Source organism: Desulfosarcina variabilis str. Montpellier, assembly GCF_048565275.1.
Taxonomy (GTDB): Bacteria; Desulfobacterota; Desulfobacteria; order Desulfobacterales; family Desulfosarcinaceae; genus Desulfosarcina; species Desulfosarcina variabilis.
The window spans coordinates 3,158,245-3,180,183 of sequence record NZ_CP159846.1 but is presented as its reverse complement, the minus strand read 5'-3'; the positions used below and the strand labels follow the sequence as shown (position 1 = coordinate 3,180,183).

The 21,939-nt window shown below is 51.2% G+C and carries 17 protein-coding genes; 9 read left to right on the top strand and 8 right to left on the bottom strand.

Annotation, left to right across the window (positions count from 1 at the left end; genetic code table 11):
- The first annotated feature begins 67 nt into the window (after positions 1-67).
- Positions 68-1,063, top strand: coding sequence for a TRAP transporter substrate-binding protein (locus Dvar_RS14130; protein WP_419662342.1), 996 nt, complete (start codon positions 68-70; stop codon positions 1,061-1,063).
- A 269-nt stretch (positions 1,064-1,332) separates the two neighbouring features.
- On the opposite strand, the gene Dvar_RS14125 is transcribed toward Dvar_RS14130, so the two are convergent.
- From Dvar_RS14125 to Dvar_RS14115, 3 genes are all read right to left on the bottom strand, one after another.
- Complete coding sequence (locus Dvar_RS14125; protein WP_419662341.1) at positions 1,333-2,667, bottom strand: CaiB/BaiF CoA transferase family protein; 1,335 nt, start codon at positions 2,665-2,667, stop codon at positions 1,333-1,335.
- Between the two features lie 61 nt (positions 2,668-2,728).
- Positions 2,729-3,967 carry a CaiB/BaiF CoA transferase family protein gene (locus Dvar_RS14120; RefSeq protein WP_419662340.1) on the bottom strand — a complete coding sequence of 413 codons (1,239 nt, stop codon included), beginning with the start codon at positions 3,965-3,967 and terminating at the stop codon, positions 2,729-2,731.
- A 229-nt stretch (positions 3,968-4,196) separates the two neighbouring features.
- Positions 4,197-4,928, bottom strand: a complete 732-nt coding sequence (locus tag Dvar_RS14115) for a FadR/GntR family transcriptional regulator (protein ID WP_419662339.1) — start codon at positions 4,926-4,928, stop codon at positions 4,197-4,199.
- Between the two features lie 600 nt (positions 4,929-5,528).
- Between Dvar_RS14115 and Dvar_RS14110 the strand changes: the two genes are divergently transcribed.
- The 3 genes from Dvar_RS14110 (at position 5,529) to Dvar_RS14100 (ending at position 8,384) form a co-directional block, all read left to right on the top strand.
- A complete protein-coding gene (locus tag Dvar_RS14110) occupies positions 5,529-6,521 on the top strand; it encodes a TRAP transporter substrate-binding protein (protein ID WP_419662338.1) in 993 nt (330 codons plus the stop codon).
- Positions 6,522-6,614: 93 nt separating this feature from the next.
- Positions 6,615-7,097: a TRAP transporter small permease gene (locus tag Dvar_RS14105; RefSeq protein ID WP_419662337.1), complete on the top strand. Its 483-nt coding sequence runs from the start codon at positions 6,615-6,617 to the stop codon at positions 7,095-7,097.
- Positions 7,098-7,100: 3 nt separating this feature from the next.
- On the top strand, positions 7,101-8,384 hold the full coding sequence (locus tag Dvar_RS14100) for a TRAP transporter large permease (RefSeq protein ID WP_419662336.1): 1,284 nt from the start codon (positions 7,101-7,103) through the stop codon (positions 8,382-8,384).
- Between the two features lie 243 nt (positions 8,385-8,627).
- Here Dvar_RS14100 and Dvar_RS14095 read toward each other — a convergent pair whose 3' ends face one another.
- The 3 genes from Dvar_RS14095 to Dvar_RS14085 are packed head-to-tail and all read right to left on the bottom strand — an operon-like array spanning position 8,628 to position 13,244.
- Positions 8,628-9,743: an ABC transporter substrate-binding protein gene (locus Dvar_RS14095; RefSeq protein ID WP_419662335.1), complete on the bottom strand. Its 1,116-nt coding sequence runs from the start codon at positions 9,741-9,743 to the stop codon at positions 8,628-8,630.
- A 36-nt stretch (positions 9,744-9,779) separates the two neighbouring features.
- Positions 9,780-11,675 (bottom strand): DUF389 domain-containing protein, encoded by a 1,896-nt coding sequence (locus Dvar_RS14090; protein WP_419662334.1) that lies wholly within the window; start codon positions 11,673-11,675, stop codon positions 9,780-9,782.
- 30 nt (positions 11,676-11,705) lie between these two features.
- The gene (locus Dvar_RS14085; protein WP_419662333.1) at positions 11,706-13,244 is read right to left on the bottom strand and encodes a phospholipase D family protein; all 1,539 of its coding nucleotides are present in this window, start codon (positions 13,242-13,244) and stop codon (positions 11,706-11,708) included.
- A gap of 1,236 nt (positions 13,245-14,480) precedes the next feature.
- Between Dvar_RS14085 and Dvar_RS14080 the strand changes: the two genes are divergently transcribed.
- Entirely contained in the window at positions 14,481-14,708 is a 228-nt protein-coding gene (locus Dvar_RS14080) for a hypothetical protein (protein WP_419662332.1), read from the top strand.
- Positions 14,709-14,777: 69 nt separating this feature from the next.
- Here the strand turns inward: Dvar_RS14080 and Dvar_RS14075 are convergent, their stop codons facing one another.
- Positions 14,778-15,626, bottom strand: coding sequence for a reverse transcriptase domain-containing protein (locus Dvar_RS14075; protein WP_419659581.1), 849 nt, complete (start codon positions 15,624-15,626; stop codon positions 14,778-14,780).
- A gap of 339 nt (positions 15,627-15,965) precedes the next feature.
- Between Dvar_RS14075 and Dvar_RS14070 the strand changes: the two genes are divergently transcribed.
- From Dvar_RS14070 to Dvar_RS14055, 4 genes are all read left to right on the top strand, one after another.
- Positions 15,966-16,145 (top strand): hypothetical protein, encoded by a 180-nt coding sequence (locus Dvar_RS14070; RefSeq protein WP_419656365.1) that lies wholly within the window; start codon positions 15,966-15,968, stop codon positions 16,143-16,145.
- The gene (locus Dvar_RS14065) at positions 16,135-18,333 is read left to right on the top strand and encodes a recombinase family protein (protein WP_419656366.1); all 2,199 of its coding nucleotides are present in this window, start codon (positions 16,135-16,137) and stop codon (positions 18,331-18,333) included. Before Dvar_RS14070 ends, Dvar_RS14065 begins: the two co-directional genes overlap by 11 nt.
- Positions 18,334-18,453: 120 nt before the next feature.
- Positions 18,454-18,867 (top strand): DUF5372 family protein, encoded by a 414-nt coding sequence (locus Dvar_RS14060; protein WP_419662331.1) that lies wholly within the window; start codon positions 18,454-18,456, stop codon positions 18,865-18,867.
- Between the two features lie 295 nt (positions 18,868-19,162).
- Positions 19,163-21,244, top strand: a complete 2,082-nt coding sequence (locus tag Dvar_RS14055) for a recombinase family protein (protein ID WP_419662330.1) — start codon at positions 19,163-19,165, stop codon at positions 21,242-21,244.
- Here the strand turns inward: Dvar_RS14055 and Dvar_RS14050 are convergent.
- A complete protein-coding gene (locus tag Dvar_RS14050) occupies positions 21,220-21,582 on the bottom strand; it encodes a hypothetical protein (RefSeq protein ID WP_419659582.1) in 363 nt (120 codons plus the stop codon). The two genes, Dvar_RS14055 and Dvar_RS14050, sit on opposite strands and share 25 nt — an antisense overlap.
- Positions 21,583-21,939: the final 357 nt, after the last annotated feature.

The window sequence follows — 21,939 nt, the reverse complement described above, 5'->3', positions numbered from 1 at the left end:
TATTTTCCCAACCGGGCCAAATGCCACCATCAGGCGCCGCCCGACCATCACGAAAGGAGTTGTTCCCATGAAGTACTACAAATTGCTGGTTGTCATGTCTGTTGTAGCGTTTTGTCTGGGTGTGGCTACTGTCCATGCAGGTCCTGTGGACTTCAAGTTCGCCCACTTCATCAATCCCATCGAACCGGGACCCGAGTCGGGCGTTTGGATTGAAAAAGATGTCAACGAGAAGATCAGCGACAAGGTCAAGGCCAAGTTCTTTCATTCCGGACAGGTGGGCAGCGCCATCGAAATCATCAAAAAAGTTCGTATGGGCGCGCTCCACGGGGCGTATCTGACCGGAAACTATGCGCCCGAACTAAATGACAAGTTCGGCATCGGCACCCTGGCCTATTGCATGGACTCCTATGAAAAATGGGAAGCCTTGCTGGCCAATGATGAACTGCGCAATGAGCTGTTTTCCTGCCTTGAGAAAAAGGGCCTGCTGGTGATCGACATGTGCTTTTTCGGTCAGTACGGCATCGCCAGCACCAAACCGTTCAGCACCCTGGAAGAATTAAGGCCCCTGAAAATGCGGACCACCCAGGCCCGCTACCCCCTGGCCTTCTGGAAAGCGCTGGGCATGAATCCCCTGCCCATGGCGTGGGCCGATGTGTTTCCGGGCCTCAAGCAGGGCGTGGTTGACGGCACCGACCAGACCGTCAACGTTGCCCGCATGCGCCTGACCGACGTCTGCAAGTACTTTGTTCATACCGATCATATGATGGGCCTGTTCTTCTTTGTGGTCAATAAAAAATGGTGGGACAAACTGGATGCGGACACCCGCGACCCGCTGGCTGCCATCATTGCCGAGAACATGGACAAAGCACGCGAGGCGAGTAAAAAGCTGACCATCGAAGGTGATGCGGTACTCAAGGAAAAGGGCATGACCGTAACCCGACTGGCCCCCGAGGAAATGGCCAAATTCAAGGAAAAACAGATGAAAGTCTGGGATCAATTCGAAGGTGATATCGGCAAGGACTGGTTGGATAAGATCAAGGCGATGACGGCAACGATTAAATAGATTTTTAACAGCATCGAATAAAAAAGCCGGAGCATCGGTGCAATACTCACCGACACCCCGGCTTTATTATTGTTCAAGGTCAGCGATTAGCTTTTAGCAATAAGCTGTTAGCCCTTAACAGTTAAGCGTTTATCTGCAATTTGATGAATACCTGTTCGGTTAAATGCCAAAATGCAGCACTTCTATTGAGTTGTTTTGCTAATCGCTAACAGCTAACGGCTAATCGCTCGATTCAGGTATTGGCTGTTCAATGATAAAACGAACGGGCGCTATACCAGATTGGCCTTTTTCAGCTCATCCAGCCTGCTCGGGCCATAGCCAAAGTATTTCAGATAAATGTGCGCATTGTCATAGCCCACCGGACGGCAGACCCACTTGGTGCGGATGGGGGTCTCGGTCATCTTGTGCTGGGCCTGGGCCACGACAACCTCCCCGTAGACCGGGTCCTGAACCGGAGTAAAAAGACCTCTGTCCAGCCAGTTTTGGTCCTCCATGGTTTCAAGAGGGGTACACACCGGCGCCACGACAGGTGCGATCGGCGCGAGTCGTCCGCTTTTGCCATATTCGATCGACATATTCACCAACTCTTGGTTGGTATATTTTTGAGTTTCCGCGAAAACCAGCGGCGACCACTTGAGCTGCATCTCTTCTTCCGTGAATATGGTCAGGTCCTTCCAATCGGCAGCGCCCCATTCATCCCACACGCCCATCATGTCGGCAAAGGCCTGCCACATCTCAAGGCGCAGTCCCCCCAAAAACACGGCACCGTCCTTGGTCGGTGAAAAACAGTAGAGCCAGGCGCCTTTGTCCAAGCTCCCGAACTGCTTTGCCACCGCACCCGCCCCATGATACCAGACCGGACAGTTGTCATCAAATTTTGCATAAGCCTCGTGGGTGGATACGTCCAGGGCCTGTCCCTCGCCACTGACCTCGCGCCAGTGCAGCGCGGCCAGGATACCGGTAGCCATGAAGGTTGCCGGTTGGGCCCAGCCAATCCAGGGGCCGGCCTTGGTGGGCACGGCCCAGGGGCAATCATCGACGGTGGACCCGTCGGGCATGACCTCACCGGTGGCGGCCTGGATTCCCGAGCGAGCCTGGGCAATATTGTCGTAATCCGGCATCCGGCTGCGGCTTAACGGACCGAATTGACCATTGGCGGTGATGGATGCGAAGATCAGTCGGGGATTGATTTCTTTGAGTTGTTCATACCCGATCCCCCACTCATCCATGACGCCGGGCAAAAATGTTTCAATGAGAATATCTGCCTGAGCCACCAAGGCCTTGAGGATTTCCCGGCCCTCCGGCTCTCTTAAGTTCAGCGTAATGTGGGATTTGTTTCGGCCCTCGGTCAGGTAATTGAGCCCTTCCCCCTTGTGCAACATTCCATAAGGGGTGCAGGTTCGGATAAAATCCCCTTCAGGCGGCTCGATGCGGATCACCTCGGCGCCAAACTCAGCCAGCATGGAAGAACAATAGCAGCCGGCATAGCTTTTGGAACTCAGGTCCAAGACGGTGATGTCATCCAGTGCTTCAAGTTTGGTATGCGCATCCTTGGGGTCACTATTTTCCCTAATCCATTGATTCCAGTTTTGACCATTTTCCATCGGCTACTCCTTTTCATCCGCGTCTCTATACATGATCAACCCGCTTTTCCCATCCCAATCTTCAGGAGGCCGCCGGCCGCGTATATCCCCCCATGCCGATGGCGCCGCAATCGTACAGCGCTTTGATCTGGTCCTTGTTTTTACTCAAGTGCTTGGTCAGCACATACTCGTTATCAAATCCCACCGGTCTGACCGTCCACTTGATACGCGGAGGCGTTTTCGACATGTTGACCGGAAAATCATAATCCCTGTACTTTCCGATAAGCGGATCATCAACCTCGGTAATATAACCACGCGCCACACTGTGCGCGTCTTCCATGACATCCTGGTTGGTTTTCACGCACGATGCCGCAAAGCCATGGGTTTCGGCCAGCGCTTCGATTTCGGCGGCGGTTTTGGTTTTGGCCCAATCCGCCACAATGGCCAGGATATCGATGGCGTTCTCTTCTTTCAGGCGGGTCAGATGCTCACCAAACCTGGCGTCGTCCGAAAGTTCCGGCCGATCCATGGCCTTACACAGCCCTTTGAATTCCTCAGGGGCGGGTGCAGCCAGGGCCACAAACTTTTCATCCGCCGTATACACCGTGTCTGCCGGACAGATGGAGACATCCCGGTTACCGGCTGGCATGGCCTTCTTGCCGGTCAGTTGCTGATAGGGCCAAACCCAGGACATCAAGCGCATGATATTTTCAGATTGAGACAGATCGATAAACTGCCCTTCACCCGTTTTTTTACGATGATGCAGTGCCGCCAGCACGGCCAGTTCACCCATCAGTCCGCCATAGTCATCGCACGGATAGATGCTGCTTTTAAGCGGTGGCTGCCCTGGAAAGCTTGACACCCAGGAGTATCCGCTGAGCCCTTGGGAAGCACCGTCGTTGGAGGGACGGTTTTCAGTCGCGTACTGTCCCCACTGGCCGAAACCGGTCTTGGATATGTAAATGATGCCGGGATTGATCGCCTTGAGGTGGTGGTAGCCCACGTTCCACTTTTCCATCACCCCAGGCCTCAGGTTGATCTCGACAATATCAGACTTGGCGGCCAGTTCCAGGAAAATCTCCTGCCCCTCCGGCTTGTGTAAATCCAGACCAACCCAGTACTTATTGACATTGTTGTGAATGAACACCGGTGGGTAGCCCTTGTAAAAGTAGCCAAACGGGGTCATGTTGCGGCCGGTATCGCCAATGGGAGGAATTTCGCATTTGATGACCTCAGCCCCCATGGATGCGGCATAGCTGGTCCCGACCGGCCCCAGGATGAGGGTTCCCACCTCCAGAACACGAACACCTTGCAATGGCATTGGCTTCGTGTGTTTCGTTTGCTTATAATTTTTCCATGTTTCTTCCGCCATAGCCGTTGACTGTCTCCTTTCAATGAAATCTCATCACCGTTGTATCTTGTATCCACCCCATTTGTCTGATCGGCAGGAAACCGCCGGCAATCGCGTGGAGGATACAAACCCTCAAACTGAGCTTAAAACACCCTCAGCCCCCAACTTTTATATTGTCAAACCGTCGAGAAACGCCTCACTAACGAGCAATGGTCATCTGCCGCCGGTAGACCTTCTCGAGCTCGACAAAGTTTTTTGCAAAATCCTTCAGATGCGTGGCCATTTCCTGTGCCGCCCGGGGTCCGTCACCAGCCTTGACAACCTCGACCAACGCCTTGTGTTCTCCGGGTCCATGCAGGACTTCAAGATCGGTTACGGCAGTCAACACCACCTCTGCCGTAATCTTCATCATTGACTGCACAATGGCTTGGAAAAATTGATTTCCGCAGATGCCGGCCAACACCTTGTGCACCTTGGTAAGGCGCGCGATGCGTTCACCTTCCGATTGAAAGGGAAGATGTTCAGCGGCTTCGGCGTCTTCCAGTCGTTTTAAGTGCGATTTGTTAAAGTTAAGCGCCGCCAGTCGTGCGACTTCGGGTTCGACAAAAAGACGAACCTGGGCCACTTCGGCCATGGAAAGGGTATTGGTTTGAAACAGGTCGAGAAAAGAATTTTCTACATGACTGAGGGTCAGGCCGGTCACATAGGCCCCGCCGCCGTGCCCTTGGCGGATCGTTAAAAATCCGCTCAACTCGAGCATGCGCAAGGCTTCCCGAATGACGCCACGACTGACCCGGAATGCAGTGGTGAGTTCTCGTTCGGATGGAAGTTTGCTGCCGGACTGAAATTTCCCAGTCAGGATCGATGACTTGATTTGGGTAAAAACCTCCTCTGACGCTCTTGGTGTCCTAATTGGAGTAAATACCCCCATCCTAACCCCTCATTTTCAGTTTAAATGAATCAGAGTAACTAAATACCATTCAACATTTTTGTTGACAGTAAATGTTAGACCATATAATGTTTGACCATGTCAAGCTTGTTTTTTGATCAGCGGGCTGAACGCTTTTTAATACCGGGTTCAGATCTCTGAATAGACCTTGACGAAACGATTTTTTTAATGCATTTACTATTAATGAATTTATTTTTAGCTCGTTAACAATATTTTTACAAATGGATTATATACTGTATTAATAATAGGTTGTCCATTTTCAAGAATGGTCAAGCGTTTTGTTAATACATAACTGAACGAACAAAAACGATCTATTACGGACAACTCCCAATGATGCCATAGCAACTCCATTCGGAGCTGTTTTCGGTGGAGCGCTTCCGCTCCGATGAACAGGCAGTTGGAGTAAGGTCGGTACAAGTTTGTATTTTTTTACTTAAATTATGAACGAAATTCAGATGTCTGGAAATGGAGGAAATAACGCCTGAGCATACAGGACCTGATTAATATTCAATCTTTAATTCCCCAACCGGGCCGGGTGTCGTCACATGGTGCCACCGGACCATCACGAAAGGAGTTGTTCACATGAGGTACAAATTGCTGGTTGCTGTGTCTGTTGTAGCGTTTTGTCTGGGTGTGGCTACGGTCCATGCGGGCCCTGTGGACTTCAAGTTCGCTCACTTCATCAATCCCATCGAACCGGGACCTGAGTCGGGCGTTTGGATTGAAAAAGATGTCAACGAGAAGATCAGCGACAAGGTCAAGGCCAAGTTCTTTCATTCCGGACAGGTGGGCAGCGCCATCGAAATCATCAAGAAAGTTCGCATGGGCGCGCTCCAGGGCGCTTATCTGACCGGCAACTACGCCCCGGAGCTCAATGACAAGTTCGGCATCGGCACCCTGGCCTATTGCATGGACTCCTATGAAAAATGGGAGGCCCTTTTGGCCAATGACGAATTGCGCAACGAACTGTTCACCTGCCTTGAGAAAAAGGGTCTGCTGGTCCTCGACATGTGCTTTTTCGGTCAGTACGGCATCGCCAGCACCAAGCCGTTCGCAACACTGGAAGAATTAAGACCCCTGAAAATGCGGACCACCCAGGCCCGCTATCCCCTGGCCTTCTGGAAAGCGCTGGGCATGAATCCCCTGCCCATGGCATGGGCCGATGTGTTTCCGGGCCTCAAACAGGGTGTGGTCGACGGCACGGACCAGACCGTCAACGTTGCCCGTATGCGCCTGACCGACGTCTGCAAGTACTTTGTGCATACGGATCATATGATGGGCCTGTTCTTCTTTGTGGTCAACAAAAAATGGTGGGAAAAACTGGATGCGGACACCCGTGACCCGCTGGCTGGCATCATCGCTGAAAACATCGACAAAGCGCGAGAAAAAATGAAACGACTGACCATCGAAGGCGATGCGGTGCTCAAGGAAAAGGGCATGACCGTGACCCGATTGGCCCCTGAGGAAATGGCCAAATTCAAGGAAAAACAGATGAAAGTCTGGGATCAATTCGAAGGTGATATCGGCAAGGAGTGGTTGGATAAAATCAAGGCGCTTACCGCATCCTTGAACTGATAAAGGCTAAACGTACCGACAAACAAAGCCGTCCCCGTATCCATTTTTTGGCGGGGACGGCTCAGCCTTACAAGCCTTACAAGGAGCGTTTAAATGAAGGCCATAATCGCCGTTATCGATCGGTTGGAACGTTGGGGAATCCTGGTCAGCTTCTCCATCTGCCTGGTGGCGCTGACGATCAGTATCACGACCCGCTATGTTTTCCATCGGCCTTTAACCTGGCCGGATGAGTTGACCACCTACCTTTTTATGCTGATGACCTTTCTTGGCGCAAGTGCATCCATTGGTAATGACACGGAGCTCAAAGTGGATGCCATCTATATGGCATTTCCAGGGTCACGCTTCGTTCTGGATCTATTCCTGAACCTGTTGCGACTGGCTGCCAGCATAACGTTTATGATGGCGGGCTATAACTTTATCATCATCGAGATTGACATGGAAACGGTTACACCGATCCTGCAGATCCCGACCAGCATCATCGCCTGTATGCTGCCAATGTTCGGGATTCTTCTGGCCATTCGATCGTTGGAAGGTCTGCGCCAGTTGATCTTTAAAAACCGGAAAAAAGGGAGCTAATCCATGGAAATCATCATCATGCTCTTGATTCTGTTTGCGCTGTTGATGCTGCGCATTCCCATCTACATCTGCCTCTACTTTACCGGTGTGCTGGGCCTGTTTTTCTTTGCCAGTATGGACCTGACCTTTGTGGCGCAGACCATGCTGCAGAAGCTCGACAACTTCTCCCTTATTTGCATCCCCTTTTTCATTTTTATGGGATCGGTGATGGTCAGAGGTCAGTCGGCCAACCGGCTGGTGCAGTTTGCCTGGAAAACCGTATCCTGGCTGCCCGGCGGCCTGGGCATTACCTCGGTCATGTCTTCCGGTGTTTTTGGCGCCATCAGCGGGTCTGCCATCTCTACCGTAGTCACCATCGGCGGTGTTTTGTTTCCCAATATGGAACGGTACAAATACCCCAAGGCGTTTTCCGTGGGGCTGGTAACCGCCGCATCGATTCTGGGAATGATCATCCCTCCCAGCATTATCATGATCATCTGCGCCCTGACAGCCGGCGAATCGGTTCTGCGCCTGTTCGCGGCCGGATATCTGCCGGGTGCCTTGATCATGTTCCTGCTCTCCCTTTATGCCTGGTGGGTCTCGCATTCCAAAGGGTTGGGAAAAGAAGCCCGTGAAGCGTTTAACATAAAAGAATTTCTCATCGCCGGGAAGGAAGCCTTTTTCGGTATTTTCATCATTGCCGTGCTTTTCGGCGGTATCTATTCCGGTGCGTTTACCGTCACCGAGGCATCGGTGGTCGCGTCCGTGCTGGTGCTGATCGTCGAGATGGCTATTTACCGGGCTGTGACATTCAAAGACTTGCAGGAATTGATCGTTGTCAACGGCATCATCAGCGGATCCTTGGTGATCACGGTCAGTGGTGCGGGCGTCATCTCCGAGTATATCGTCCTTCAGCAAATTCCCCAGACCCTGCTGGAGGTCGCCATGGTTTACATCCCCAACCCATCGGTTTACCTGATCTTTACCTGTATCGCCCTTTTGATTGTGGGCACGTTCATGGATCCCATCGGTGCCATCATGATCATGATTCCGATCATGATGCCCATCGCCAAGCACATGGGGATCGATCCCATTCATTACTGCCTGCTTTTCAGCGTCGGGCTCGGCATCGGGTATATCACGCCGCCCCTTGGCCTGCTGCTCTATACCGCCCAGGCGATCACCAAGCTGTCGTTTGTTCAAGTGGCCAAGGCGATCATTCCCCCGCTGCTTATCTATATTATCGCGTTGTTCGTGCTTGCATTTGTACCGTGGCTGTCCACGGCAATTCCCAATATGCTGATATAGGGGAAATGCAACATTAGCTTGCCAATCCATTAACTGCGTTCCTGCCAAAAGAACCGCGCCGTGTTTGTTTAAACGGCGCGGTTCTTTTTTTTCACGATCTAAGCGCCTGTTTGAGAAGTCTTGATCAGGCCCGATAACAAGGCGGAAAGTGGCTCAAAAGCGGAGCATATAGGTAATATGTGAGCATTTTGAGACACTTTCCAACGCCGTTAGCGGGCCTTAGACGGATTTATCAAACAGGCGCTAATACACTTTTACAATATATTGCATTCGTCCGTTCTTGATCCCATTGACGATCAGCGGCCGGTGGGCCTTGCCCTTGGCGTCGATGCTGATTTTTCCGATAAGGCCTTCAAAGTCGGTGGTTGACCGAATCTGGCGGTTGATGCAATCCCGATCCGCCGGATCATCACAGCGGTTCATGGCATCCAGAAGAATCGAGAAGCCCTCGACGGCCATGGCGGTATAGCTGGTCGCCCTGCCCTTGTGGGCTTTTTTCGCCCGCTGGCCGAATTCGGTGACCTGGCTGAGATAATGGAAAAATTCGGTGGCCAGCAGGCCGTCCAGCAGGTCCAGGTGCTCAGTGTGCTGGGAAATAACCGTAGCCAGCAGGCCGTCGCTGGCCATTTCTCTAGGATCCCATCCCATCTGTTTAAGGACTTGCTGGATGGCGATCACATCCTGGGCGGCAAGCGGCATATAGAGCAGTTCGGGGTCCTTTTCCCTGACCCGCGTCAAGGTTTGGACTAGGTCGGCCTCTTCTCCCAAAATCTCAACAACATCGGTAACGTCTCCACCCAGCGCACGGAATTGGTCTTTGAACTCGGCCGCCAGGTTGCTGGAGTAGATATTGGTGGGTGTTTTAAATATCGCCACCCGGTCCACCAACAGATCGTCTCTGACGAAAAAGGCCGCTACCTGCCCCTGAAAAATGTTGTCAAAACAGATTTGGCTGACCCAGTGGTTGTCTTTGGTCACGTCTGGGTGAGTGGCCAGAACCGCCACGATCGGGATTTGATGGACGTTTGCCTGACCGGCCATGGCCAGCACCGTCTCGCTGCCGGACAAGGTCAAGACTGCCGCCACCTGTTCGGTATGAGTGAGTTCCTTTAGTGCCTGCACCGCTTTGGCGGGGTTGTTCTGGTCGTCCCTGACGATTAGTTCCACCTTGTCCCCGTTATTCAGCAAGGGATGCATTGCCATGGCCGTGTGGATACCGCGCAGGCCTTCCTCGCCTTTGGCCACATCCGATACGGAAAAGGGCGCGATGATGCCGATTTTGATGATATTGCCGCTGGGCGTTATAGAGGGTGGTGCGGGTTCACATCCAAATGCCAAAAGCGCCGTGAAAATGATCATCGTGATTCGCCTTGTGAGACACATCCCCCTGCCCCCTTATGGTAAGTAAATGGTTTTAACACGAACGATCAGTTTCCCGGGAAAGTGGATCTTGATTTTCTTTTTGAATTCTTTCAAGTCCTGTCGGTTCAGTAAATCCCGGACAACGACTTCCATGACCACGACCTGTTTGCCCCCTATCCCTCGAAGATCGGCCTGCTCGACAATGATATACTTTCCGTTGACCAGAAAACGTTCCTTTTGCCAGCGTTGTTCCATTAGACGTTTTTCGACAATCCGGCCGTAGGAGATGCAAAGCGGCACGGATATCAGCGCCAACAGACACAGCACGATGCCCATGCTGCGTTTGCTGCGGATGGCCGGTGAGAATCCCAGGATACGAAAGGTCAAGGCCGCGGCAATGATGATGCCGACCAGGTTGGTGGAAAACAGCAGAAATGCCTGGGAGAAAAAGTGAAAATCTCCCCATCCGATACCGGTACCGGCCACGGTGAGCGGGGGCACCAGGGCAACAGCGATGGCCACACCGGCCAGACTCTGAATAATTTCCTTGAATGACTTGGAGTATGCCGCGGCAACACCGGAAATAATGGCCACGGCCAGGTCCAGCAAGCTTGGATTCAAACGGGCCTGCATTTCTCCGGTGACCGCCTGGTAAGGAAAAATCAGAGTGATAAAGCTGGACGCGATCAAGGCAATGGCGATGCCGGCCAGGATCTTGACCAGCGAGTTCCTGATCATCGTCTCCTCACCTCGCAACAGTCCCATGGCCAGGCTCACAATAGGTGCCATCAACGGGGCCAGCAGCATGGCGCCGATGATGACGGATGCGCTGTCCAGGTAGAGCCCTGCCGCGGCCAGCATGGTGCTGAGCACCATCAATACCAGATAGAGCCCATTGATTTTTGAATCATCGCGAAGGGCCGTGAACAGGTCATAAAACCGTTCTTCCGAAGCATAGGAGAAGAAGGGAATCCGCTCCCGCTTCCAGGCCTTTTTCAGTTCCTTGCCCCTGGGCAGATGATCGGTATCCACCCGTTGCGCGCCTATCTGTCCGGTGGGTGCCTCGGATCGAATCGCCGGCCCCGCATTGATCCGTATGGCTGATGCTTTCACCTCGCATCGCAATGGCGTACGGGCCTGTTTTTCACCATCGATCCATATATCCAATTCGGTTTCCGGTTCGATCTCGATCACCGGACTTTTCAGGTAGCCGATGGAACTAAGCAGTTTCCCGCTGCCTGCGGAGTGTGACATCAACTGAAAAAGGAATTTCAGGTATTTGATGACGGACATGGGGGCGGAAATCAGCGCGCCGATGGACCCATCGGCGATGGTGGTATCCCCGGCGATCAGCCGCCCCGCAATGCTTCCCTTGGGGTGGTGCAGAATCATGCATCCGCTGGCGGCGGTGATGATCTCTTCTCCCGCCTGGGTTGCCAGACGGTACTTGATCAAATCGATTTTGAATATCCGTGGCAGGGCGGCTTTGAGCATACTGAGTTTGCCGGAATCAGCCGGTGCATCCAGAAGCGGCAGTTGCCCCACGGTTGCCTGAAACAACACCACATGGCCGTTGCACAGGACCAGGTCCATGGTCACAGGGTCGGCAGAAAGGGCGAGATCAATGGCCGAATCCACGTCAGTGTGGATATCGTAAAACCGGGCCAATCGTCTTTGCCTGTCGGTGGGTATGGCCCCGACACTGAAACCATGTTCAGCGGCCAAAAGGACAATGGATTTGATGGTTTCCAGGGGCCCGCTGACCACCACATGCTCTACACCGGCCAGCACACGCTCCGAATCGGCCATGAGTGCGTCGAACAAAACCGGCTTGATCGTTGCCTGGCTGGGGTGGTCGCGTAACCGTTCCACAAGCGGTTCGGTTTCGATGGTGTGGACAAAAAGCACGGAAGACACATAATCTTGCATGGCTATTTCTCCTGCCACAAAGGCCAGCGACTATAGCTGACTTTCCGGAGCAATTTTCATAAACCAGGCCTTGAAACGGCGCCACCATCCGGTCAGCGGTTCCCGGGTGTCGATCACCGTCTGGCTGCCGATTTGACCGTGCCATTCCAGCTTTTCCCGGTCGTTTTCCAGCACCCGATAGGTCAGGGCCGCCAATCGCTCGTCACTGTTGCGGACGTACAGGTCGGCCATGGGCGCACAGTCAATCAGCAGGCCCATTTCAGCGTTGATCTCGATGGAACGCGGGTCGAGATTGAGTGATCCGATGAAAAGGTAGCGCCCATCGATGATGATGCCTTTGGTATGCAGCGTCAGCCTCTCCGGCGCACTTTCATCGCCGTCAAGTTCACGGGCGGCGTCGGCACGCATCTCATACAATTCGACCCCGGCCCGGATCACATCCCGGCGATAGCGCGCATAGGCCGAATGGACGGGCACGTGGTTGGTGGACGCCAGTGAATTGGTGATCACCACGACGCGCAGGCCCTTTTCCACCCAACCCCTAGCACGCTGTACACCGTTCTCACCGGGTATATAATAAGGTGTGATAAAAATGAGTTCCGCTTCGGCCCGGTCCAGAACGCCGATTAAATCCTGAGCGAGTTTCATGTGCGCATGGTCAATCGGGTTGACGAGTTTGTCGGGATCATCGGCGAGTACTCGGGCCGGTCCGGTAAACAGTGGCACCTGATCGGCAATGAGATCCTGCAGCAAATGGCTCTCCAGGGCCTTGCGAAATACCGTTTCGTAGATATCATTAAGCGCGTTGGCGATGTCCGCCCCAACCTCATCCAGGTTTTCAGCGTTTTTATCGTCGATGAACCGGTCGATGGGCACGGCACGCGCGTGGTTCCAATATTGATCAAAGGAGCGGGAGACCTTTTCGGCAATGGGGCCCACGGCCAGCACATCGAAGTCGACAAACACCGAATTTTCTTTGAGCTGGAAGTACTCGTCGGCAATGTTTCGCCCGCCGACAACGCTGATCGAATTGTCCACGGTAAACGATTTATTGTGCATGCGCCGGTTCGCCTCATCGAACTGGGCAACATAGTTGATGGCATAACTGCCGCGCCGGGAAACGGGATTGAAGATGCGGATTTCAATGTTGGGGTGTTGATTGATCAGAAGGAAGCTGTCATCGGGAACCGTAGTGAAAACATCATCCAGAAGGAAGCGAACCCGCACGCCCCGATCCGCCGCCTTGAGCAACGCATTAGCAATCACGGCACCGGCAGTATCGTTTTTCATCAAAAAATACTGCAAATCGATGCTCTTTTCCGCCATGTCTGCCAGATGAAGCCGAATCCCCAGGGCGTCCATGCCCTGGCTTAATGGATAAAATCCGGATTGACCGTCTAAATTGGCGGTCTTGGCCGCGGCATACCGGCCCAGTGTCGTATCCTGTATATCGGTGATCGCGTGCGTATGGGTCTTGTGCTCCTTAAACGATACCGTGGCACATCCGCCGGCCAGCAGCCCGACGAGCACCCATGCGGCCGGCCATGTCCCGAACCTGAAAGTCGTCATCCTGACACCTCATGCGAATCATCTGTCTGGTTTGCCATCCCCCAGACATTTGGTTTGAATCCTGGCACTGTTTATTGTTGTGCACCTTTACTTCTCGCAGGCCTACGCGCTGCGTTCTTGCGGTGGTTCCGAAAGGCCCGCATTATAGTGTGAAAAAGTAGGAAAAGACCGGTTGCAGGACAAGTTATGCTGAGCCAATATGAGCTTTTTGCTAATCACCGACCATCTGCATAGCAGGTGGCTTGATGAAGCCCGCCTCTAAGGGCGGCTGAAAACCAGATCAATGAACATCGAGTACTGAACGTCCAACTTCGAACATCGAATGTGGAATTCTATCGTTTTCTATAGCGGGTATCGGTCTTCAAAAGCGATCATAAATAAAGGAATGCTTCTTCCTTTATCAAACGGCGGAGCGAAGCGGTCTCATCATTCGATGTTGGACGTTCGATGTTCGATATTCAGAAAAGCAGTTGCGGTATTATTAACCCGGCGACTAAATAAGTCATACAGCGTCATGCCGGACTTGATCCGGCATCCAGTAAATTCCTGGATGCAGGCAATACAGAATCAGCCGAAAAGCTTGCCGTCTTGATATTTATATCGTTGATTTATCAAAAAGTTAAGGACAAATAGAAATTGCGCATTACCAATCATCCTTATTAATCCATGACTAAACTGGGCGATTGTCGAGCTTGCCGCATATACAAGGCAGATGTCTTTCCGCTATAGTCGCCTATGCGGGAAGACATCTAACGCCGGTCGAAGATCCCGTCGCCGGGGAGATGCGGTGAGATCGGCAACCCCGTCAGGGGTTCAAATTCTGGGAGGCAATAATGACCTGTCGTATTACCATGCTTACCCGTTTTCATGCATACCAGAATTTGAATCACCCAGTTTAGTTATGATACCAGTTAATTATATTGACACCACCATAGATTACGGCTATTTAATAGATCATTATCTCAAATCCTGGTCTGAAAAACACGAAATATAAACATTTGTTCATTTTGCCCGCTCAATTTACGAACTGTCAATTTTTTATTTGACGAATTAGTCATATAGCAAGGTTAAATAGGGTTGCTAGGCTACAAATTAGTCGCCTAGCAAAATTTCGTAAACAATAGTGTCGTATTATAAGACGACTGTTCGGTCGTCTAATACATGATGGCGTGGCGCTTCGCGCCACGCCATCGGGCTGCGGATTACCGCAGCCCGTTAAACCCTAAGGAATGAGTAATGAATTGGTGGCAAACTTTAATAGTGGCCCTATCTACATTGATAGTAACAAAGGTTATTGATTTACTTATATCGTGGATCACACAAAAAAGGGAATTCAATAGATTTAGACGTGAAAAAATAGCAGAAGAAATTGAGGCATTGAAGAATGAAATAGGAATGCTCTATGAGCTAGCTGCTAATTGGAAATCTTATGAGGAAAAACAGAAATCATACTTAATCGGGTAGCCGGGGGTTTTTCTCCCCCAGCCCCCACAACACCCAGCATGCGGGTCCGCACTGGGCGTTTCACCAAGCTCACCGGACCGTAGTCGGGTAGTGGATGTTCACCCACAGCTCTTTGACAGATAGCAGACCTTGATCCTTAAGCCATTGGTTGGTCATGCCGGTTTGGGTTGCCAACGTTCGGGATAGATGCCAGGGACCTTTCCGACTGAGCGCCGTCAGGATCGCGACTCTCTTGTAGGTTCCAAGTTTGAGAAGATTGCTGACTTTCGTACGGGCGTAGCGCCACTGTTTCCAGAAACACATACGTAGCCGCCTTCTTAGCCAGTGATCGATTTCCGGGATTGGACGGTAATACTCCGATATGCCGTAGTAGTTCATCCAGCCCCGGAGATACTGCGCCAACTTCTCGAGTCGGTACTCCATGGAGACGAACCAACTTCGGCCGGTCAATTTCCGTAGGCGGTGCTTGAACGTTTTGAACGACTTGTCCGACCAGCGGATTTTCTTGCCTTTGAAAGTGAAGCCAAGGAAAGTAGCTTGATCGGTGGGGGCAACCTTGCTTTTGGTCATGTTGACCTTGAGTTTCAACTTACGTTCGATAAAGCGCTTGATGCTGGCCATTACTCGTTCTGCGGCACTCCGGCTTTCCACGAAAATGAGAAAGTCGTCGGCGTAACGAACAAAGCGATGACTTCGGCGTTCAAGTTCCTTATCCAGATCGTCAAGGACAATGTTGGCCAAAAGCGGTGATAACGGTCCTCCTTGCGGCACCCCTTCCGGGGTTTGCTGGAGACGCCCGTTTTCCATCACTCCGGCACGCAGGTACTTGCCGATCAGTTTCAGGACACGTTTATCGCGGACCTTCCGGGCCACTCGGTGCATGAGAACGTCGTGGTTGACCGTATCGAAGGAAACCACGACACACTACCCACCTCGACGGTTTTCCTCAAAGTGTAGAAATAATACGCAACCGACACCCATTGCAAGGACAATCCCTGCAAGTTCTCGGATGGACACACCGAGATGGAAAATTAAATTTGACACTGGTTCTGCCAGACGGGAGCCGATCGCTCATTCCGGCCGATTGGACTGATCTGAATGAAGGCAACTCCACAGCGACTATCCGCCTTCCGGCATCTAATTTGATTGCCACTACAAGCCACTTGCTCCATACACGCAATATAGTGGATGCTCTTCTTTGTAAGCTCAATTCTTCAAAACAAGAATCGAAAAAAGCTTCAAAGGAGGGCCGCAATCATGCCAAGACAAATGCAACTTTGGGCCACCCCAAAAGAATCGCCTCAGTCTCAGAAAATTTGGAGAAACCTCGAACATCAGCTTCAAAAAGACGTCATCGCCGCTCTGGCAAACCTGATTTGCAAAATGGTTCTTTCACAAGACGCAAATCAGAGTCAGGAGGAAAGCCATGAGCGATAGCAGAAAAGTAACATCAACCCACTTGCAACGATGCGCATACGTGTATGTACGTCAATCAACAGCCGCTCAGGTTGAATATAACCGAGAGTCTACCGATCGACAATATAAGTTGGTCGACCGAGCCATTGGTTTGGGTTGGCCCAAGCAACAGGTAACGGTTATAGATGACGATCTTGCTCAATCCGGATCCAGTACGATACAGCGCAGTGGATTTACAACAATGACCGCAGAGGTTGCCTTAGGCCAGGTTGGACTGATTCTTTCCATCGAGGTCTCCAGGGTAGCCCGCAACAACGCGGATTGGTATCGACTGCTTGATTTGTGTAGTGTCACCGACACGCTGATTGGTGATGAGGACGGCTTGTACCATCCGGGGCTTTTCAATGATCGACTGCTACTTGGATTGAAAGGAACCATGGCCGAGGCCGAACTGCATGTGATACGTGCCAGGCTCGAAGGAGGCATTCGCAATAAGGCAGCCCGTGGTGAATTGCGCCGTGGGCTACCAGTCGGTTTTATCTGGGGTGAACAGGATGGTGAAGTCCTAATGCATCCAGACCAGGCAGTCACCGGAGCTATTCGTACTGTTTTTGAAAAATTTGCTCAGATAGGGTCAGTCCGCCAAGTATGGCTTTGGTTCCAATCCAACCAACTGAATTTCCCACTGCAAACAACCACTTTGCCAGAGATAACATGGGTTGCGGCCAGTTACCACGCCATTCACTCGGTCTTAACGAATCCGGTCTATGCAGGCGTTTATGCTTATGGTAAAACAAAACAAGAATCCTTCGTGGATGAATTCGGGCAGGTAAAAAAACGAGTCAAGCGTTTGCCTCAAAAACAATGGGCGGTATTGATCCAGGATCACCATAAAGGATTTATCGACTGGGAGACCTACGAGATGATTCAGGCTCGAATTGCCAAAAACACCAGACCTGTTGAACATCAAGCCACAGGAGCTGTTCGAGAAGGTGCGGCGCTGCTGCAAGGTCTCGCCACCTGTGGCAAATGCGGTCGTCGGCTCAGAGTTTACTACCAAGGGAAGTATTCTACTCCCGGATATTATTGCGCTGCGAGTCAAGCCATGGAAGGTCGGGCTCGTTATTGTATGCGTGTCGGTGGTGTCAAAATCGATGAAGCAGTAGGCAATGCTTTCCTTGAGGCCATCACTCCTGCCGCAATGAAAGCGGCGTTGCTTGCCGAGAAAAACATTGCAGCGGATTATGACGCTGCTCTTGAACAATGGCGTCTGCAAGTTGAACGAACCAGGTACGAGGCTGATCGTGCACAACGTCGCTATCATGCAGTAGAGCCAGAAAATCGTCTTGTGGCTCGCACATTAGAGACACAGTGGGAATTATCTCTAAGCGATCTCAAAGATGCAGAGAGAGAACTTGAGCGGCGTCAAAAGCAAAGACCTGGAAAATTAACACCTGAGCAGCGCAACAGCATTCTTAGTTTGGGTAAGGATCTCAAACGCGTTTGGCAAGCACCCACGACAACTGATCGCGATAGAAAAGAGCTGCTTCATATTCTTCTTGAAGAAGTAAACATCTCTTTAAAACGAAAAGAGAACAAAGCTCATTTGATCCTGCGATGGAAAACAGGCAATATCTGTGAGCACGAAGTAAATTTGCAATATAAAAACGTTCCCCCTCTCCGGACTGATCAAGACACTATCGAGCTTGTGCGCCGTCTTGCCGCGCACTATCCTGATGCAGTTATTACCGGCATACTCAATCGGCAAGGTAGAAAGACCGCTCGCGGTGATCGGTTCACCGCAAACAAGGTCGGAAATTTACGCCGGTATTGGAAAATCCCCCGATTCGATGCTTCGACGGTTCCCACCGATGGAAAATTGGTAACGATCACAAAGGCGGCCGAAATACTCGGCATTGCTGCTTCAACAGTCCATCGCTGGCTTGCTGACGGTTTCATCGCCGGTGAACAGATCACAGCAGGAGCACCCTGGCAAATTCGCATGACTGATGATCTGCGGTCTCGCTTTATCGAAAAAGCCCCCGAGGGATACGTGACGATGAAGGAAGCCAAAAGCATTCTCGGTGTTTCACGGCAAACGGTGTTGCAACATGTAAAGCGCGGGGAGCTAAAAGCCGTTCATGTTCGTCGCGGCAAACAAATTGGCTTATATATTAAAGTGTTAAGCAAACAGATAGGTCTCTTTTAATCCTTTCATAAAAAGGGGGGCATTATGGCGAGGGCTCCAAGAATCCTTTGATATCGCAATCAAAGACCCAGCCGAATTTGCCCCTGTGGAGCCTCTGGCTCAATTCCAGGGCCGCTTTCTGTGGGCCTTTTCCGTGCCTGTAGCCATGACTGCAATTTAGAAAATCCTGCTCGTATATGGCTGTCAGGATGGAAGCGGCTGCCGTTTGCACCAGCTTGTCACCGATTACCGGCACGGTCAAAGGTAAAAGCACTTCACAACAGCGAGCCTTCGGGATGCGCTAAAATTAAACATCCATTTCATCCTCTTCTCGATCAACAATTTCCTATATTAAAAACCAGAATCGTTTCGGGCTGTCAAACCCTGATCCTGCAGGGGGCAGCTAACGGAACATTTGCCGTCCCTATTGAATGGACCGATCAGAATAGTAGCTTCAGCCCTGATCATCATCAACAAGAAAATTTGATACTTGATTTCCGGGGCCTTTTGGCGCTGAACGATTTCCTCAAAAAACTTGATATCTCTATTAAATAATTGACAAATGAAATTTAAAATGGATTACATCCCCCTGGATTACAGAGCGCAAGCTTTAGAATATATAGAAAATTTTCGCCACATAAAAACGATTCTGGAAGAGCTTTGCGAAATCAACCGCGAGCTGATAAGGCGGCGGGAAAAACTTTAGCCAGACCCCCTCCATACCTCTGACGGAGCCTTTAGATGGCCATGGATTGCTTTGATATTCAAGAGTTAGCCATTTTATTGGCTAACATGCTCGAAAATGCAATGCAATGTGATGACGTCCAACTTTGGACAGCGGAGGTAGAAGATGAACAGCAAGATTCAAAAATTTCATCTGCAGAAACCAGCCTATATTTATCTGCGCCAATCAAGCATGAATCAGGTCCGGCACAACCAGGAAAGCACCGAGCGCCAGTATGCCCTGAGGGACAAAGCCATCGCACTGGGATGGCCGGCGAACATGATTCATATCCTGGATGGGGACTTGGGTCTATCGGGTTCACATGCAGCCCTGCGCAAGGATTTCCAGAGCTTGGTCGCCTTGGTCTCAATGAGCAAGGCCGGTGCGGTCTTTGCGCTGGAAGCGTCCAGACTGTCCCGATCATGCACAGACTGGCACCGCTTGTTGGAGCTTTGCACCTTCACGAGTACATTGATCATAGACGAAGATGGATGTTACAATCCGTCGGACTTCAACGATCAATTGCTATTAGGCATCAAAGGAACTATGTCTCAAGCCGAGTTACATTTTCTTCGCGTGCGCCTCCAAGGCGGGAAGTTGAACAAAGCTAAAAAAGGAGAACTCAGGCGACCTTTACCAGTAGGCTATGTTTACGATGATGAAGATAAAATCGTTTTCGATCCCGACATGCAAGTTCAACATGCGCTACGCTTTTTGTTTGATTCTTTTCGCTTGACTGGTAGCGCTTACGGTGTGGTTCACAAGTTCTCGAAAGAAGGTCTGGATTTCCCCAAACGATCTTACGGCGGTGTTTGGAAAGGCAAGTTGATCTGGGGCCGCTTGACAGAAAACCGTGTCCTTGGGGTATTGAAAAATCCAACCTATGCCGGGGCTTATGTTCATGGCCGGTATCAAAGCATTAAAGAGATCGGATCGGATGGGACCTTTCGTTCCACAGCGAAAAGGATGCCCATGTCGTCCTGGACCGTTTTAATCAATGACCACCATGAAGGTTACATCACTTGGAGAGAATATATAGACAATCAAAAAAATATTGAGAGTAATCGCACCAATGGAGAAGAGACCATTTTAAAAGGCCCGGCCAGGGAAGGGTTGGCTCTTCTCCAAGGACTTTTACTTTGCGGATGTTGCGGTCGTCGACTGACGGTGCGCTATAAAGGCAATGGCGGGATCTATCCCACCTACGAATGCAACTGGAAACGCCGAGAGGGGCTCTCGACCGGGTCATGTATGCACTTGCGCAGTGATCTGATTGATACGCCGGTCATCAACAGAGTCCTTGAGGTGATTAAACCAAAACAGATTGAAGCGGCAGTTAAGGCCTTGGAAGAAATCGAACGAAGAGAGGAAGCTGTCGATAACCAGTGGCGCATGCAAATTGAAAGAGCCGAGTATGAAGCCAATTTGGCACAAAGGCGCTATGAAGCGGTGGACCCGGACAATCGCCTGGTGGCCGGAACACTGGAAAAAAGGTGGAACGAAGCACTGTTGAAGTTCGAAGAAGTCAGACACAAATTTGATGAACACAAACAAAAAAACAGGATATCTGCTACAGAAAATCAAAAAGCCCAAATTTTAAAACTAGCCCATAACCTTCCAAAATTATGGAAAGCTCATAGCACAAGCGCTAAGGATCGCAAACGTATTCTGCGCCTGATCATAAAAGATATCACCGTAGAGAAACTGGCTGAGCCGAAACAAATAGTACTGCATATTCGCTGGCAAGGTGGAGCCATAGAAGATATCCCGGTTGAAATACCAGCGAAATATTCTGATCAAATTCGCTATGGGGATCAAATTATCGCCAGGGTCAGAGAATTGTCCCAAAACTACACCGATGCACAAATTGCCAACCTTTTTAATGAAGAGGGGCTCAAGAGCGCTAAAAGCAAACGTTTTACCATATCTATGATCAAGTGGATCAGATATAAACACGGCATTTTAGGCCCTGTACTGAAACGGGCTGATGAGCTAACGGTCAATCAAGTGATGGATAGGTTCACAGTCAGTAGGTATGTCGTTTACCACTGGATTGAACGAAAAATTATAACCGCCAGAAGGCTCAACCATGGTTCGCCTTACTGGATCTCTATCGACCCGCAAAAGGAAAAAGAGCTGACCGAATTAGTAAAAAATTCAACTAAAATTCAAGACCAATCCAATCAACATTCCAAAACGAAGCAGTAGGAGGTGCAGTATGAGTTCACCGTGGGGATGCCCAAGGGGCGTTTACCACCCGATGATTTGGGAATCAGAACGCGCTTAACCGGTAGGGGTTGGTATGTACCTGCCAAAAGGGATTGACGGATCGTTGGCCACTTATCGCGAGCGAATGCGGCAAACTGGTCGACGGCCATATGATCGACACCTGGGGCGCCGTTGTTGGCCCTGACCTGATCCCACGCTTGGTAAATATTGGCGCGAGACAAGATCCATTCGAGCAGGCGTTCATCTGGGTTGGGCGATTCCGTGACGCGCCGCACAGGCACTCCGCCGTTCGGTTTCGTTGTGTTGTGCGAACTCATGGAGGCTCCTTCCCTGCTTGGTGTTCGGCCCTTCACCATGTCCCGACCATTACGCCGGGCGTTGGGCTACTATGGCCTCTGCTGACTTCTGACCGATCACCCGAACGGTTACCCGCCAGGGCGTTGCCGACGAACAAGCACCCGGAGCCAATCCTGATCGCGCCCTTTGTTTCTTTGCATGGCATCGGGCGGCTGCATTCCCGGGGCCATTGGGACTTGGTCAACCGGTTGCCCGGCCGGTCGTTTCTACGGATGGTTTCGGATGCCGTCTGTGGCAACCTGCCGGTCAGATCTCCCCGGATAAGGACGTGAACTGTCACTGCACAACCGCGCCATTTACCGTATCTCCTGAACCCT